The sequence below is a fragment of the Nocardia ninae NBRC 108245 genome, from assembly GCF_007990755.1.
Taxonomy (GTDB): Bacteria; Actinomycetota; Actinomycetes; order Mycobacteriales; family Mycobacteriaceae; genus Nocardia; species Nocardia ninae.
The window spans coordinates 1-15300 of the sequence record NZ_BJXA01000130.1 but is presented as its reverse complement, the minus strand read 5'-3'; the positions used below and the strand labels follow the sequence as shown (position 1 = coordinate 15300).

Genomic DNA, 15300 nt, shown 5'->3' with positions numbered 1-15300 from the left:
AGCGGCCGGCCCCCAAGCCGGGCGGCACCGCGAAGCCGGGACCGGCGCCGAAGAGTGACGGGTCGCCGCTGGCCACCCTCGTGGACTCGCTCGCCACGGGCAGTGCGGCCTTGCCCGCACCGCTGCGCACGGTGCTGGAGGCGCTGGCGAAGGAGGTCGGGCCGGTGCTGGCGAAAGGCTTGATCCAGTTGATCACCAGTAACAATCCGCCGAGCCCGAAGGGGCGGCCCGCGGCGCCCGCGCCTGCCGCTGATGATTACGCCGAGGATGCCGACTCCGATGTCGTCGACAACTCTGATGCGGTCGACGACGCCGAGGAGACCGGCGACTCCGATGCCGGCGACGGCTCCGAGGAGACCAGCGTCGGCATCTACTCCGGCGCGGCCGGGGATTCCGGGGACGCCGAGACGGCCGAAGCCACTGATGACGCCGATGTCGCCGGTTACGCCGACGACACGGAGATCACCGGTTACTCCGAGGGCGCCGACGGTGCCGGTTACGCGGAGGACGGCGATGACACCGGTTACACCGAAGACGGCGACGACACCAGCGTCGCTGATTACGCCGACGTCGTCGACGCTGCCGACGCCGACGCCGACTGGAAACCGCTCGCGCTCGAGCCGAGCCCGGTCGGCTGATATTTGTTCTAAAAGTTCGACAACTCTCGAAGGAAATTGTGCGTTTCTCCCCCGCTACAATGCTGTCTTTTTCCACCGCTGTCGGCTTCTCTGCGGTCGCGTTCTGCGCCGTTGCCGGAGCACCCGCCGCGCAGGCGGCGCCCGAATCGCAGGCACCCGCCGACGCGGTCGTCAGTCTCACCAACAATGAACGTGCCAAAGCGGGCTGTCCCGCTCTGAAAGTTGAAAGCCGTCTTACCCAAGCCGCGCAAGGCCATTCGGAGGATATGGCCGCGGGCGGCTTCATGGATCACAACTCGTCGAAAGGCGATCCGGGGGATCGGATCAGGGCAACGGGTTATCGAGCGCAGACCTGGGCGGAAAACATCGCCGCCGGTCAGCGCAGCGCGACCGAGGTGGTCAACGCGTGGATGAACAGCGCCGGCCACCGGGCCAACATCCTCAACTGCGGCCTACGCGATATAGGCGTCGGCTATGCCAAGAGCGGCAACGGCACGCCCTACTGGACGCAGAACTTCGGCACGTCCAACGGATCGCCGGACGAGAAGCCTGCGGGTGGGGACAAGCCGGGTAAGCCGGGCGGGGAAAAGCCCGGCGGTGGCGATAAGCCGGGCGGTGGCGATAAGCCCGGTGGCGGGGACAAGCCCGGCGGCGGGGACACGCCAGGCGGGGACAAGCCCGATACGCCTTCCGACGGCGACGGTAATCCGCCCTGCGATCAGTGGAATCCCTGGGGCGACGGTTCGGACAATGGCGACAATTCGTCCTGGGACCCGTGGGGCGACGGATCCGACAATGGTTCGGACAATGGCGACAATTCGTCCTGGAACCCATGGGGCGACGGATCCGAGACGACGCCGGATAGTGGCGAGGCGTCCTGGAACCCCTGGGGCGATTCGTCGTGGGACCCGTGGGCCGAGGCCAACTCCGGTGAGTCCTCCTGGGATCCCTGGAGCAACGGCTTCGACAAGCCGGCGAACAATGCGGCGTGGGACCCGTGGAGCAACGGCTTCGACGAGATCTTGGGAAAGCTCGTAGGTAAGGGCGCCTGGTAGCCCGCCACCCCCCAGCGGTGCCGCCGGACTCGACGAGGAGTCCGGCGGCACTTTCTTGTCAGCTGTTGGGCGGGGTGCTGGTGCAGGTCGGGTGGGTGGTGTCGTCCGGGTCCAGTGCGTTCAACACGAGCTGGGCCACCACCTTGTCGTAGGGCAGCAGGAGATGGTCGGTCAGGTCGCCGGGGCAGTAAACCTGGACGACGTGGTTGGAAACGCTCGGCCCCTGCACGATTCCGCTGGAGTACGGCACCACGAACTCGTCGTGCTCGGTGACGATGTTGGTGTAGGTGACGCCGGGCACCGTGCTGCCCGCGCCGGCGAGCTTGCGCAGGAATTCCGAGCCGGTCTGAATCTGCAAGCAGGCGGCGCAGACCGGGTCCACGACGGCGGTCAGTGCGGGCGTCAGCCGCAGCCGGGCGGCCAGCGCGGTGAAGAGGGCGCCGAACCCGAGCGAGCTGGTGCCGTGCCAGCCCGGCCCGATCGAGATGAAGCGGTCGATCTTGTTCGCGCCGCCGAGGAACTTGGCGTAATAGTCGGTGACCAGGCTGCCTTCGGAGTGCGCGACGATATCGACGCTCTGCGCGCCGGTCGCCGCCCGCACCTTGATGATGAAGTCGCGCAACTGCTGCGCGCTCTGCTCGATCGGCAACAGCCCGCCGAGCGCGCCGAGCGGTCCGGGCATCCCCGGAATCGCGCCGTAGCTCAGGGCGTACACGCAGTAGCCGTTGTTCGCCAGCAACGGCGCGAGCGCACCCCAATCCAGGCGCACCGTCTCCGGCCCGCCGTGCACCAGCACAATTGGATTGGGGTGTAGCGCAGTGGGTTTGCAGGTCCAGTCGTTGGCGCCGACCGGCGCGGCACCGGGGTGGTCCCTCTCGGCGTCCACCGCGTCGCTGAACAGGTAGGAGACGGGATACGGCGGTCGCGACCCAGCCGGACCGTTCGGTTCGCCGGTGGCGGCGGGCGCGGCCACCACCCCGGCGGCAATCGCGGCGATAGTCATCGAGACAATGGGATTACGGCGCATAACCTGGGCCCCTTTCTGCTGAATCAGTCCAGACCCACCAGCTATCCGCGAAGTGACTACAACAGAACACCTCGGTGGACATCCTGTTGTGTTTGTCTCCGCTTGTCGACGAACATCACCGTGGCTTCATATGGTTAAGCGCGACAACAGGTTTGAGCGCGGATACGCGCAGCATCCGCCGTCAGGAACCGAGGAAGGCGAGTAGTTCGTCGGTGACGAACTTCGGGTTCTCCTCGGCCAGCCAATGCCCGGCCCGCGGCACGTCGACCGCGCGGGTCACCGTGGCGATTCGCGGCGCGAGGGTCGCCATGGTCGAGTCGACCAGTCCGGCGGCGGTCAGCACCAAGGTCGGTGTGGTGATGGGCGACGCCGCGATATTGGCGGCGACGTCCTGGTCGAGGGTGCGATACAACTCGAACCCGCCGTGCAGCACCTCGGGACGCCGGTAAGTGCGGGTGTACTCATCGATCTCCGCGTCGGTGAACGGTGACGCGGCACCGGAACCGCCGAATGCGGTGCCGCCGAAGGCGACCTGCGGATAGAACAGGCTGAGGTACTCGCGCACATCGTCGCCGACCACGGCCTCCGGGACTTGCCGCTGCGTATGGAACGCGATGTGCCAGCTCATATTCCGATACTGCGCACCGCTGACCGCAGGTCCAGGTAGCGGCAGGTCCAGATAGCCGAGTTTGGTGATGTCCCGCGGGAATTGGACGGCATACTGGAACGCCACCGCCGCGCCCAGATCGTGCCCGACGACCCTGGCATCGCGCAGCCCGAGCTGCTCGGCGACGAGGGTGTGCACGTAGCGGGCCAGGGTCGCCTTGTCGTAGGACGGCGGCGACCCGGTGCTGTCACCGAGTCCGGGCAGGTCGAGGGCGTACACGGTGTAGCGCTCGGCCAAGGCGGGCATGATGGCGCGCCACTCGAACCAGGTCTGCGGCCAGCCGTGCAACAGCACCAGGGCGGGGCCGGAGCCGCCGGTGACGTAGTGCATGCGCACGCCGTCGACGTCGGCGAACTCGTGCCGGAAGGTGCGGTTGAACTCCTCGTCGTCGCGGGTGGCGGCGTCGAAGCCGGACGTCTGTTGTGCGGCCACCGGGTCGGCCGGTTTCGCCGGGTCGGTGGTGGATCCGCAACCGGTGATCAGCACGAGCGCGGCCGCGGCGGCAGCGATCAGGCGGGCAGGAGTCTTCGGGTGATGCATGGGTATCTCTCTGTTACAAGGGGTTTCAGCGGCCGGTGGCGCCGTCGATGAGTTCCCGCAGGATGTCGGCGTGCCCGGCGTGCCTGCCCGTCTCCTCGAGCATGTGGGTCAGCGTCCAGCGCCAGGACGGTGCGGTGCGGCGTCCACCCGGCCGTGGACCCGGCGCGGTGAGGTCGGTGCACGCTGCGATGACCTCGTTCGCTGCGGCGTTGGTCTGCCGGTAGGCGTCGAGGAGTTGCTCGGCGCTCTCGTCGGGCGTCGGGCGGAAGGTGGCTGCCCAGTCGGTGACCGGGTGCTCGAGCAGCCAGTAGCGCTCGACCTGAGTGAGGTGCTGATCAGGCCGAGCAGATTCGTCCCGGAATCGACACCGGGGGTGCGGATCTGCGGTTCCGGCACACCGTCGGCCTTGGCGAGTACCGCGTCGCGCAGGTAGTCGAGAAAGCCGAGCAGCACCTCCTTTTCGCCGGGGCCGGTCTGCGGCGGGCCCGCGTCGCGGCGGCGTCGTGGTGTGGGCATTGTCGGTCCCTCCGTTCAGGCTGAAAGTCGTTGGGGGTCAGGGTGTGGTGCGGCGGATGACCAGGACGTGGTCGACGACGGTCGCGGTCTGGTCACCGGGGCCGGTCGCCCGCCGTCGCGGCGTCTCCGCGCGCTCGATGGACCATTGCTGGGGATCGAGGGCCAGCTCGGCGGACACCTGGTCCGGGGTGGGGTAGTGAACCTCGGGATCCTGATTCCAGGACCACGGTGCGGTGGAGCCGTGGTCGACGACCAGGAGGCGGCCACCGGGGGCCAGTGCGTGTGCCGCAGTGCGCAGGACGCGCGCCCGGCGCAGCGCGAACGGTGTGTGGAAGTACTGCGCGGACACCAGGTCGAACGTGCCGGCCGGAAAGTCCTCGGCCAGGTCGACGCACTGCGCGGAAATCCTGGTGTGCAGGTCCAGCGCCCGGGCCTGCTCGGCGAGGCGCCGCACTGCGGTGACCGCGATGTCGACCGCGGTGACCTGCCAGCCGCGCGCGGCGAGCCACAGCGCGTCGTCGCCGGGTCCGCAGCCGAGGTCGAGCACGGTGCCCGGGGCGAGCGCGTCCGCGATCTCGGTGAGCACGGGGTTCGCCCGTCCGGTGCGGATGGGCCGTGGCGTGCGGTAGTGCTCGTCCCAGAAGCGGCCGGCGGCGGTGTCGGTGGAGTGCGTGCCCATGCGGCCTCGCCCTTTCGAAGATCAACAGGAACCGTTTTCACTGTGGCTCCGGACCGTCCGTGATTGCACGCAAACTTGCCGTCTCGGCAAGATGGGGACATGGCCGATGACATCGACGACGTACTGGATGCGGTCGGGCCGCGGCTGCGTGCGCTGCGCAGGCAGCGCGGCATCACCCTCGCCGAGCTCGCGGCGAAGACCGCCATCTCGGAGAGCACGCTGTCCCGCTTGGAGAGCGGGCGGCGGCGGGCCACGCTGGAGTTGCTGCTGCCGCTGGCCCGCGCCTACGACGTCCCGATCGACGACATGGTCGGCGCGCCACGCACCGGCGACCTGCGGATCCACCTGCACCCGATCCATCGCCACGGCATGACCTTCATTCCGCTGAGCCGCAGGCCCGGCGGCACCCAGGCCTACAAGATGCTCATCCCGGCCAGGAAGCAGCCGGCCGAGGTGGCGCTGAAAACGCACAGCGGTTTCGAGTGGCTGTATGTGCTCAATGGCAAACTGCGCTTGATAGTCGGCGAGCAGGACATCACGCTGCCGCCCGGTGAGGCCGCGGAGTTCGACACCTCGCTGCCGCACTGGCTCGGTTCGGCCGACGGGCAGGCGGTGGAGCTGCTCATCCTGTTCGGCTTGCAGGGTGAGCGCGTGCACGTCCGTCCCCGGCACGCGTGAAAAGGCAAGGTGGACAACGTGACCGACCGTGCCGAAGAACTCGCCCGCCGCGCCAGGGGCTGGGACGAGGCGGTGACCGGGTACGAGGCGTACTACGTCCCACGCTTCGCGCCGTGGGTGGCCGCGGCCGTGCGTGCGGTCACCGTCGACGCCCTGCCGTCGGGGCCGGTTCTCGTCCCGTGCTGCGGGACATTTCCAGAGCTGGACGCGCTGGTCGAGCATCTCCCGGACCGTGAGCTGGTCGGCATCGACCTGTCCCCGGGCATGGTGCGCCGGGCCCGCGAACGCGCCGCGTCACACCCGCAGGTGAGCGTCGTCGAAGGGGACGCCTCGACCCTGGATTCCCGTTGGGCTCATCGGTGCGCGGCAGTGGTGTCGGTCTTCGGACTACAGCAGCTGCCCGAGCCCGACCAGGCGATCCAATCCTGGGCAGCGGCTTTACGTCCCGGCGGTCGGCTGTCAGTTGTCTTCTGGCCGACCGCAACGGAAACCGAAGGCCCGTTCGCACTGCTCTCCAAGGTCTTACGCGCCGAGGTACCCGCAGGCGACAGATCCTGGGAACAACGCCTGGCCCCCGCCCTGACCACACAGGGCACCTGCATCGAACGCGACGAGCACCTCTCCTACCCGATGTCCCACCCCGACGCGGCAACGTTCTTCGACACCCACACCACCTCCGGCCCGCTGCGCCCCCTGGCCACCGCCCGCGGCGCCACCTTCATCGCCCAGCTACGCGACGAATTCCTCCGCCGCGCCCCGTCCGGCGCATGGCACCACCAACCCCGCGCCCGCCACCTCGTCGCGGACGCCTGACCGGCACTATTGATCGGTCCGAAAGCTGCGTCGGATCAAAGTGATACCGATCCCGGTCACCCAGATCGTTGCGGCGCCGACGAAGGGAAGGACGACCTCGAACCGGAGACCGTCCACCCTGGCGATCAGCGCCGCGCCGCCCAGGAACCATCCTGCGGCGCCGATGATGCCGAGCCAGCACAGGATTCGGGAGAATTCGCGCGTCAGTAGCAGCGCTGCCGCGTAGATCGTCAACCCGAGGCCCAGTAGTGCCTGGGACAACATCGAGGTGGCACCGACCAGTACCTCCAGCACCCTGGCGTCGGCAACGGCGTCGTTCGCGGCCAGCTCGCCTGCGGCCCAACGCTCTGCGGTGACGCCGATGCTGAAGCCGTCGTGGGCGTAGTCGACCGCGAAGACCGCGACCGCGACGATCAGCACCGGCTCGCCCATCCGCGCGATCACTCGGCCGATCGGATCGCGCAGTGTCCGGCCCACTGTCGAGAACGCCACCACCCAGGCGAGCATGGCCAGAATTCCGGCCAGGCGCATCACGAACCAGGGACGTTCGTTGACGTGGTCCAGCACCGCGAGGTATTCGGTCCGCGGCACTTCGCCCAGAAGCGAATTGACGAAGACGATCAGCACCACCCCGGTCAACGCCACGATGCCGGCGACGCGCAGTTGAAGCCGACGAAACTGGTCAGCGGCAACAGTTTTCGTGGATTCGAGAGTTGACATCGGCTGCCTCCCCAGGTGATCTACCGCACCAGGAAGTATCCGCCGGCCCGCACCTGTCGCACATCAGGGAAACCACTTAAGGGCCGTTCCCGACCCCGCTATCGATGGCTCGACAGCGGGGTCGAACTCAGTCGGCGAACAACCCTGTGTCGCCGAAGGCGAAGTCGGCGAAGCGTTCTCCGATGCGGCGGTGCGTGGCGGGGTCGGGGTGCAGGTGGTCGGGCAGGGGCAGCTCCTGGAAATCTTTCTCGCCGTACAGCGAACGGCCGTCGAGGTAGTGCAGGTTCGGGTCGTCGGCCGCGCGCTGCTTGGTGATGCGGGCGAGTTCGTCGCGGATGATGTTGAGGGTCAGCCGCCCGGTGGCCCGGTCCGCGGGGTCGCCGGTGGCGCGGAAAGTCACTCTCGTGCCGTCGAATTCGAGAGCGCCCGGACCGGGCGTGTCCTCGTGGATCGGGCAGAGAATGGGGGAGACGACCAGCAGCGGCGTGCTCGGATGCCCGTCCCGGATGGTGTCGAGGAAACCGTGCACCGCGGGCCCGAAGGCGCGCAGCCGCATCACATCCGAGTTGACCACATTGATGCCGATCTTGAGGCTGATCAGATCCGCCGGGGTATCGCGGATGGCGCGCGCGACGAACGGATCGAGCAGGCAGTTGCCGCGCAGACTCAGGTTGATCAGCTCGACCTCGCCGCGGGCGGCGGCCAGGGCGGGCCAGGTGGCCGTCGGGCGGTCGGCGTTGGCACCGTGACTGATCGAACTGCCGTGGTGCAGCCATGTTCTGCGGCCACGGTCCGGCGTCGCCTCGACCGGTGCGTCGGTGCGCAGGGCGACCAACTCGGTGATTTCGGTGTGCGGCAACCAGATTTCGATGTCCTTCGGATCGGCGGACAGTCCGTCGAAGCGGAGGGTGCCCGCCGGGCCGGTCTCGGTGACCTTCGCCTGGGTGGCCATGTCGACGAGCTGGCGGGTGCCGCCGGGCACGGTGCCCCGGCCGGCCGGTCGACCGTCCACGAGCAGCTCGTACACGCCGTCCGACGGCGCCGGGGCGCCTCGGTAGACGGTCCGAATGGGCAGCGTGTCCAGCTCGATGACGGTCGCGCTGGTTCGGAAGGCCAGCCGCACGCCGGCGGGCTGGGCCTCGACCATCGCCAGATAGTCGTCGGGGAACTGCTGGCGCGCGCTCGCCGGAAGGCGGTGCGGCAGCAGTCCTTTCGCGGTGCGCTCGAAATCGAGTGCGCCACGGATTATTTCGGGTCGAATGGGGATGGTGATCATGGGGATGTTCCTTAGGGAGATCGCGGCGGCTACAGCGTCAGCCGATATGTTCGGCGGGCGGTTCCCGCGAACAGCGCGGCCAGTTCGGTATCCGAGGCGCCGGCGGCAAGCCTTTTGAAGGCGTTCCACAGCGTCGCGTATCGAGTTCCCATTTTGTCGACGGGAAAGTTGCTTTCGAACATGCACCGGTCCGGACCGAAGGCCTCGACGCAGGTGTCGAACCACGGTCGCCACAGGGCGGCAAGCTCTTCCGAGGTCGGCGGCGTCGCGGCGGTGCGGTAGTCGAAGGCGGCGGCGGTGGCGAGCAGGCCGCCGAGTTTGCAGACGACGTTCGGTCGTCGCGCCACCTCCCGGATGCCCCGCGCCCAGGTGGCGAAGTGTGCCGCCCGGTCGGTGGCATAGGGTCCGAAGCCGAGAGGTGCGCCGCAGTGGTCGAGCACCAGGCGCAGCTCGGGAATCGCCTCGGCCAACTCGGCGGCGTCGGCGAGTTGGGGGGACAAAATCCACAGGTCGAGCGCCAGGTCGCGGTCGGCGACCACGCGTGCGCACTCCCGCACCGCCGGTTCGGCGAGCATGTGCGGCCGGCTGCCCGGATGGCTGAGCTCGATATCCGCGCTCGCGTCCCAGCTCGCCGCGAAGCGGAGACCACGGAATCGGCCTTGCGCGGCGGCGAGGTGATGCTCGATGACGTTGTCGACGATGTCGGCCCCGAGGGCGAAGTCCGCCCGTCCGACGATTCCGGCGGCGACCCTGGTCGGACCGCCCGCGGCGGCGGCGGCCGCGGCCAGTGTGGCGATGCACTCGGTCTCGCCGACCGGTCGCAACTCGGTCGGCCCGTCGGTGCGGTACGCCGACATGCACTCGACGTGGACGGTGCCGATCACGTTGTGCCCGCTGCCGGTGTCCGCCGTGAATTCCTCCAGCAGATAGCGGAATCCAGGGTGGTACCAGAGGTGATGGTGCGGATCGATGATCGGCAGGTCGGGCAGCAGGATCTCCTCTGGCCGCTGCCGCGCGAGCCAGCTGTCGTCCGGCGGGAAGATTCGGCCGAACTCCGTCGGGCGCGTCGGATGGGAAACCTGAGCGTTCATGGTGGAGGTCTCCCCTCGGTCGCACTCGCTGGCTGATTTAGCAAGTAGATACGCTAAACTACCTAGACATATTAGGCAAATGTTTTAGGTCCTTGGTCGATGAGGAGAACGGTATGGCACGCGCACGGATGACCGACGAGAGCCTGGTCGAGGCGGCGGCGGAACTGGCCGACGAGATCGGCTTCGACAACGTGACCGTCTCGGCGCTGGCCCGCAAGCTCGGCGTGAAGGACGCGAGCCTGTACTCCCGCCTGGAGAACGCGCGTGACCTGCGGGTGAAGGTGGCGGTGCTGGCGCTGGCCGAACTCGCCGACCGGGTCGCGGACGCGCTGGCCGGCCGCGCGGGCAAGGACGCGCTGGTCGCCTTCGCCAACGCCTACCGCGACTACGCGAAGCGGCATCCGGGCCGGTACGCCGCGGCGCAGCTCGATCTCGACCCGGCGACGGCCGCCGCCAGCGCGGCCATGCGGCACGCGGAGATGACCCGCGCGATCCTGCGCGGCTACGACCTGGCCGAGCCCGACCAGACCGACGCGATCCGCCTGCTGCACGGCACCTTCTACGGCTACGTCAGCCTGGAAACCACCGGCCGCTACGACAGCCACCCGCGAAATGTCGAGGACTCCTGGTCGCGGACCTTGGACGCGCTCGACGCGGTGCTGCGGAACTGGCCACCGGCCTGAGCGCGATTACCGGGCGTGCAGTTGCTGCCAGAACTGGCCGAGGGCAGCGGGATCTGCTCGGATGAGGTCGCGGAAGCGTTCGATGAAACGTAGTTCGGCTTCGAGCAATTCGATCCGGTAGTGGTATTCGATCTGGAACAGCGGTTCGACGTCGTCGGTGGCGTGCACGAACGCACGTTGCTGATCGATCTGCTCCGCGAGCGCGCGTTGTCGCTGATCCAGTAGGTCGGCTACATCCTGCGGGCGCAGCACCACGATCAACGACAGGGCCGCCTCGAACTGCCGGTATTCCTTGGCAGGCACCGAAACCAGCTCCCGCATCCGCTCGTGCAGGCGGGACTTTCCGGATTCGGTGGGCCGGTACACCGTGCGTTCCGGACGCTGACCCTCGCGTTCGGTGTGCTGCGGCGCGATGTATCCGGCCCTGGTGAGCTGCTCGACGACCATGTAGAGCGAGGCGTGCTTGTAGTCGATGCTGCGACCGGCGTTGCGCTCCTTGAGTAACTTGCCCAGTTCGTAAGGGTGCATGGGGCGTTCGATGAGGTATGCGAGCACGGCGAGGGCCAGCGGATTGTGCAGCGGGTCGCGCCTGGCGGCCACCGGCCCCTCCTTCGGCTCCTACACGTCGAGCACGATGCGCTCACCGCGTGCGCGAGATACACAGGGGTAGATGATATCGACGCGATCGCGCTCGTCGGTTTGCAGGACATCATCCCGATGGTCGGGCACCCCGGCCAGCACCCGGGTGGCGCAACTGCCGCACACGCCGTCCTCGCAGGACAGGTCGACCGTGGGATCGATGTCCTGGATCGCCGAGAGCAGGGTCCGGTTCGTGGGCACCGGAACCACCACGCCCGACCGTCGCAGTTCCGCCTCGAACGGGGCGTTCGCCTGCTCGGCGGCGCGATTGCTCGCGGCGAACCGTTCGGTGTGCAGAGTTGCGTGCGTGCCCATCGCCGATTCCACTGCGCTGATGAGTCTTTCGGGTCCGCAACAGTAGACCGCGACACCGTCGGGTGTTTTCCGAAGCAGATCGCCGAGGTCCGGCCGCGGATGGGTGTCGGCGGGCAGCAACGTCACGCGGTCCGGGTATTGCCGGGTCAGCGCGTTGGCGAAAGCCATTGTCGGCAGCGATCGCCCGCGATAGATCAATCGCCAGTCGGCACCCGATCGGTGCAATTGGTCGATCATGGGCAGGAAAGGCGTGATGCCGATGCCGCCCGCGATGAACAGGTAGGTATCGGCTGCGACGAGTGGAAAGTTGTTGCGCGGACCGCGGATCCCGATGCGCGTGCCCGCCCGCAAGGTGTGTATCTCGGCAGAGCCGCCGCGTCCGTCGGGCTCGCGTAGGACGGCTACTCGGTAGGTGCCGGTCTCGGTCGGGTCACCGTACAACGAGTACTGGCGCACCAGGCCGGACGGCAGCACCAGGTCGATGTGTGCGCCCGGCGCCCAATCCGGCAGCGTCGCAGCGCCATCGGGGGTAATGGTGAGCGCAACCGTCCCTTCGGCGATCGGTCGTGTGTCGACGATGGTCGCCCGAATCTGTGGCTGTCCGCCGCGACCCCCGGTCAGCACCCGACGACCGCGGCTGGTCTTGCCGCCGGGTTTGTACAGCGAAAGCAGCACTGCCGCAACGAGGCTGAGCATCGAACCGCCGAAACCCCAGAACGCCACCTCGGCGGCCGCGCTGAGTTCCGCGGTCGTGCCGCCCACGGCAGCCAGATGCTCGGCTTCGGTGGCCGCCTGCTCCAGTGCGTCGTGCAGAAACCCGAACGCCACGAACAGGATTCCCACCGCGATGGTGAGCTTGACGGCCACCCAGTAGTAGCGGAACAGGCCCCAGCTCGTGGTGAGGCCGAGGGCCAGGCCGGTGAGGAAGGTGGCGAAGTTCGCCCACGGCAGCAGCGTCAGGTCGAAGATCGCCATCAGCTCATAGGTCACCCGGCTGGTGCCGATATCGCCGGTCGTCATCGCGACCACCGACATCGCCGCGACCGTGAGGGCGATACCGACCCAGCAGGCCGAGGCGATGACATGTGCGGCGACCAGTGCCTTACGCGGCTTGGGCGTCAACTGACCGGCCAGCAGTGCCAGGATCGGCACCGCCAGCCACGTCGAGAACATCGCGGTCAGGTCGCCGACGACGAACGCCTGCAACACGGTCGCGGTGACGAGCAGCCAGCCGAGGCCGAGTACCACCGCGCGGGGCGTGGGCGGCCGCACGGTGAGGAGCGCGGCGAGCCCGCCACTGAGCACGGCGAGCAAGCACCACATCGGAACTCGGGCCGCGGGCATGCTCGGTGGGAAGACCGACGGCAGCATGGCGGCGGCGACCGCGAGCAGCGTGAACCCGGCCAGCATGATTAGCGCGCTGCGCGGCGGAAGGTGGCGTGTCCGTGCGTGATTCGGCAAGGAACGGGTCTGGACTGACATAAGGCGTCTCCGCATGACTGATATAGTCGATATCGACTATATGAGTATGTAGACGCGCACCCCGTCGGCCATCAGGGATCACCCTGAATTCGGGCCGCCGATTCACCTGCGGCGCAACAGCACTCCTCGGATGAAGGCCGCCTGGCCCGCGTGCTGGATGTCGTCGTCGATGACACTGATCAGCCGGACGCCGAGCGTCACAGGCGGATCCCATTGGGTGTCGACGACGCGGGGAAGGTCGGCGTCGGTGAGTTTCGAGACGTATTCGGTCGTCTGGGCGTGCACCGCGTCGTAGTACCCGAGGAGCAGATCCGCCGACGCGGCGCCGAGCTGGGCCACCTGGTCCGGGCTGTCGCCGTAGCCGGTTGCCGTGTGGTCGAACGGCAAGCCGAAGCGCTCGACCCAGCCCGCCGCCGTCCACACCTGCTCGATGTTCGCGACGTCGGCGATGTGGTCGTCTTGGACGCGGGTGAGATGCCAGATCAGCCAGGCGATGGAGTTGGCACCCGGATCGAGCCGGGCGGCGAGCTCGTCGCGGGTCAGGCCGGACACCGCCGCGTGCACGTGCTCCTGGACTCGGCCGAAGGCATCGATCAACAAGTCAGCGCTGGTCATGATCGGGTCCAATCGTGGGGGAGTGGTTCATTATTCCCGCCCGGGCACCCGGGACCCGGTGGCGGCACGGCGATCGAAGCGGCGGATGCGCGGGCGTCACCCACGCGCGATGAATTCCGACGGAGCAGCTCGTTAGGTGCACATGAATTTTCCGCATCGGCATGCGCGCGGATAGGCCGATACGGTCGCCGTCATTACATCGGCCGAGCGGCAGCGGTGGGGCGAACAAAGCAGAAGCGTGCGATCTTCGGATAATAGCCGGTAAACGCAGGAAAACGTTTCAAGGAAAACTGAACACGCTTTTAAGTCGCGCTGAAACGCTGCGCGGTTCCATTTGCGCCGACCCGCCCATGAGCCACTATGCTGACCAAATCGCCTGGCCAGCAAGCTCATTGCCGCTGGCGGCGACCCGCTCGCGATTGCGGGCGAGGCACTTTGAGCACAACTGAAATCGGCTGTAAGAGCGCTATGTAATCTGCGACACTTCCACCCCGGCTCGCCCGCGACAAGAAGCGAGCCGATGACTATTGTCGTTTCGCGCCCGTGAAATGCAGTTCGCCGGACACCTGAAAATTATCGCGATGCAGTGGAGGTACAACCCAGTGGGTAGACGACTTTTTCGGCAGGCAACCGGTGGCCCGAAACTGAGACCGATTCTCGCGGCCCTCGGCGCGCTGACGATCAGCGCGGTCATGGCCGCCGCGGGCACCGGCACCGCCAACGCCCAGCCGATCTATCCGAATCCGGACCCGGATCCGTTCTACGCCGCCCCGGCCGACATCGCGGCCAAAACCCCCGGCGACGTGCTGGACGCCCGTCCGATGCCGCCGCTGTTCTTCTTCCCCGGCGCCTCGGTCACCCTGATCAAGTTCCGCTCGACCAACTCCCTCGGCAAGCCGATCGCGGCGACCACCACGGTGGTGACCCCGATCGGGCACCGGGCGGACGCGCCGCTGCTGTCCTTCCAGCACATCATCAACGGGCTCGGCACCCAGTGCGCGATCTCGCACTCGCTCTACGCCAACGACCCGAACTTCATCGTCCCGTTCGCGCCGATGCTGAACGTCGCGCTGCTGCGCGGCTGGTCCGTCGCGCTGCCCGACCATCTGGGCCCGAACAGTGCTTACGGCGCAGCGAAATTGGGCGGCCAGATCACCCTCGACGGCATCCGCGCCGCACAGCGGCTGCCGCAGCTCACCCTCGGCAAGAGCCCGGTGGCGCTGTCCGGCTACTCCGGTGGCGGCATGGCGACCGCCTGGGCCGCCGCGCTGGCGCCGAAGTACGCGCCCGAGCTGAACATCGTCGGCGCCGCCGAGGGCGGTGTCCCGATGAACCTGACGACGATGGGCTGGGCCATCGGGCACAACCAGCACCCGGCGTTCGGTCTCGGCATGGCCGCCGTGCTCGGTATGGAGCGGGAATACCCGGACCGGATCCCGATCAGCAGCGCGTTGAACGAGAAGGGGCTCGCGGCGGCCAGGTCGATCGCCAACAGCTGCACCAACGATCTGCTGGCCCGCGGTGTCGGCCACAGCCTGCCGGAGTACGCGAAAGACCTTGTCCTCGCGCACGACCCGAAGGCATGGGCGGTGGCAGACGAGAACAGCGTGGAGCTCTACGACGGCGTACCCGAGACGCCGATCTTCGAGTGGCACTCCCCGCAGGACAATGTCATCCCGCTGGATGCCATCGCCAACACGATGCACCGGTACTGCCGCGCCGGCGTGCGGGTGGAGTCGGAGATCTTCCCCAGCCCCGACCATCTGACCGCCGCCGTGCTCGGCTTTCCGTCGATGCTCAACTGGCTCGACGGCCGCTTCGACGGCAGGCCCGCGCCGAGTAACTGCGCGTAACAACTGAACCATG

The 15300-nt window shown here is 67.8% G+C and carries 15 protein-coding genes and 1 pseudogene; 6 read left to right on the top strand and 10 right to left on the bottom strand.

Features of this window, described 5'->3' with window-relative positions:
* Nucleotides 1-638, top strand: a pseudogene (locus NN4_RS45555) (hypothetical protein); the annotation flags it as partial.
* Nucleotides 639-676: 38 nt separating this feature from the next.
* Nucleotides 677-1693, top strand: coding sequence for a CAP domain-containing protein (locus tag NN4_RS45550; protein ID WP_222595272.1), 1017 nt, complete (start codon nucleotides 677-679; stop codon nucleotides 1691-1693).
* A 58-nt stretch (nucleotides 1694-1751) separates the two neighbouring features.
* On the opposite strand, the gene NN4_RS42705 is transcribed toward NN4_RS45550, so the two are convergent.
* The 4 genes from NN4_RS42705 to NN4_RS42690 all read right to left on the bottom strand — a co-directional run bounded on the left by NN4_RS42705 (nucleotide 1752) and on the right by NN4_RS42690 (nucleotide 5122).
* A complete protein-coding gene (locus NN4_RS42705; RefSeq protein WP_186818899.1) occupies nucleotides 1752-2696 on the bottom strand; it encodes an esterase/lipase family protein in 945 nt (314 codons plus the stop codon).
* A gap of 205 nt (nucleotides 2697-2901) precedes the next feature.
* Complete coding sequence (locus NN4_RS42700; protein WP_147143636.1) at nucleotides 2902-3927, bottom strand: alpha/beta fold hydrolase; 1026 nt, start codon at nucleotides 3925-3927, stop codon at nucleotides 2902-2904.
* Between the two features lie 25 nt (nucleotides 3928-3952).
* Nucleotides 3953-4231 (bottom strand): mycothiol transferase, encoded by a 279-nt coding sequence (locus NN4_RS46815; RefSeq protein WP_308633356.1) that lies wholly within the window; start codon nucleotides 4229-4231, stop codon nucleotides 3953-3955.
* Between the two features lie 249 nt (nucleotides 4232-4480).
* The gene (locus NN4_RS42690; protein WP_147143633.1) at nucleotides 4481-5122 is read right to left on the bottom strand and encodes a class I SAM-dependent methyltransferase; all 642 of its coding nucleotides are present in this window, start codon (nucleotides 5120-5122) and stop codon (nucleotides 4481-4483) included.
* A 99-nt stretch (nucleotides 5123-5221) separates the two neighbouring features.
* On the opposite strand from NN4_RS42690, the gene NN4_RS42685 reads away from it, so the two are divergent.
* Both NN4_RS42685 and NN4_RS42680 read left to right on the top strand, forming a co-directional pair.
* Nucleotides 5222-5800 carry a helix-turn-helix domain-containing protein gene (locus NN4_RS42685; RefSeq protein ID WP_147143630.1) on the top strand — a complete coding sequence of 193 codons (579 nt, stop codon included), beginning with the start codon at nucleotides 5222-5224 and terminating at the stop codon, nucleotides 5798-5800.
* 18 nt (nucleotides 5801-5818) lie between these two features.
* A complete protein-coding gene (locus NN4_RS42680; protein WP_147143627.1) occupies nucleotides 5819-6613 on the top strand; it encodes a class I SAM-dependent methyltransferase in 795 nt (264 codons plus the stop codon).
* Between the two features lie 6 nt (nucleotides 6614-6619).
* On the opposite strand, the gene NN4_RS42675 is transcribed toward NN4_RS42680, so the two are convergent.
* The 3 genes from NN4_RS42675 to NN4_RS42665 all read right to left on the bottom strand — a co-directional run bounded on the left by NN4_RS42675 (nucleotide 6620) and on the right by NN4_RS42665 (nucleotide 9700).
* Entirely contained in the window at nucleotides 6620-7333 is a 714-nt protein-coding gene (locus NN4_RS42675; protein ID WP_147143624.1) for a DUF4386 domain-containing protein, read from the bottom strand.
* Between the two features lie 127 nt (nucleotides 7334-7460).
* Entirely contained in the window at nucleotides 7461-8609 is a 1149-nt protein-coding gene (locus NN4_RS42670; protein ID WP_147143621.1) for a GDSL-type esterase/lipase family protein, read from the bottom strand.
* Nucleotides 8610-8638: 29 nt separating this feature from the next.
* On the bottom strand, nucleotides 8639-9700 hold the full coding sequence (locus NN4_RS42665; RefSeq protein WP_147143618.1) for an amidohydrolase family protein: 1062 nt from the start codon (nucleotides 9698-9700) through the stop codon (nucleotides 8639-8641).
* Nucleotides 9701-9813: 113 nt separating this feature from the next.
* On the opposite strand from NN4_RS42665, the gene NN4_RS42660 reads away from it, so the two are divergent.
* Nucleotides 9814-10383: a TetR/AcrR family transcriptional regulator gene (locus NN4_RS42660; RefSeq protein ID WP_147143615.1), complete on the top strand. Its 570-nt coding sequence runs from the start codon at nucleotides 9814-9816 to the stop codon at nucleotides 10381-10383.
* 6 nt (nucleotides 10384-10389) lie between these two features.
* On the opposite strand, the gene NN4_RS42655 is transcribed toward NN4_RS42660, so the two are convergent.
* From NN4_RS42655 to NN4_RS42645, 3 genes are all read right to left on the bottom strand, one after another.
* Entirely contained in the window at nucleotides 10390-10983 is a 594-nt protein-coding gene (locus tag NN4_RS42655; RefSeq protein WP_147143612.1) for a PadR family transcriptional regulator, read from the bottom strand.
* A gap of 18 nt (nucleotides 10984-11001) precedes the next feature.
* Nucleotides 11002-12819, bottom strand: coding sequence for a PDR/VanB family oxidoreductase (locus tag NN4_RS46490; RefSeq protein ID WP_246181419.1), 1818 nt, complete (start codon nucleotides 12817-12819; stop codon nucleotides 11002-11004).
* A gap of 102 nt (nucleotides 12820-12921) precedes the next feature.
* Nucleotides 12922-13434 carry a mycothiol transferase gene (locus NN4_RS42645; protein ID WP_147143610.1) on the bottom strand — a complete coding sequence of 171 codons (513 nt, stop codon included), beginning with the start codon at nucleotides 13432-13434 and terminating at the stop codon, nucleotides 12922-12924.
* A 602-nt stretch (nucleotides 13435-14036) separates the two neighbouring features.
* Here NN4_RS42645 and NN4_RS42640 point away from each other — a divergent pair.
* Nucleotides 14037-15287 (top strand): lipase family protein, encoded by a 1251-nt coding sequence (locus NN4_RS42640; protein ID WP_415842754.1) that lies wholly within the window; start codon nucleotides 14037-14039, stop codon nucleotides 15285-15287.
* Nucleotides 15288-15300: the final 13 nt, after the last annotated feature.

Bases quoted from the DNA above. Each gene is read 5' to 3' on its own strand.
- NN4_RS46490 (WP_246181419.1), bottom strand. From the start codon at position 12,819: ATGTCAGTCCAGACCCGTTCCTTGCCGAATCACGCACGGACACGCCAC.
- NN4_RS42665 (WP_147143618.1), bottom strand. From the start codon at position 9,700: ATGAACGCTCAGGTTTCCCATCCGACGCGCCCGACGGAGTTCGGCCGA.
- NN4_RS42670 (WP_147143621.1), bottom strand. From the start codon at position 8,609: ATGATCACCATCCCCATTCGACCCGAAATAATCCGTGGCGCACTCGAT.
- NN4_RS42705 (WP_186818899.1), bottom strand. From the start codon at position 2,696: ATGACTATCGCCGCGATTGCCGCCGGGGTGGTGGCCGCGCCCGCCGCC.
- NN4_RS42690 (WP_147143633.1), bottom strand. From the start codon at position 5,122: ATGGGCACGCACTCCACCGACACCGCCGCCGGCCGCTTCTGGGACGAG.
- NN4_RS42685 (WP_147143630.1), top strand. From the start codon at position 5,222: ATGGCCGATGACATCGACGACGTACTGGATGCGGTCGGGCCGCGGCTG.
- NN4_RS42700 (WP_147143636.1), bottom strand. From the start codon at position 3,927: ATGCATCACCCGAAGACTCCTGCCCGCCTGATCGCTGCCGCCGCGGCC.
- NN4_RS42660 (WP_147143615.1), top strand. From the start codon at position 9,814: ATGGCACGCGCACGGATGACCGACGAGAGCCTGGTCGAGGCGGCGGCG.
- NN4_RS42675 (WP_147143624.1), bottom strand. From the start codon at position 7,333: ATGTCAACTCTCGAATCCACGAAAACTGTTGCCGCTGACCAGTTTCGT.
- NN4_RS42645 (WP_147143610.1), bottom strand. From the start codon at position 13,434: ATGACCAGCGCTGACTTGTTGATCGATGCCTTCGGCCGAGTCCAGGAG.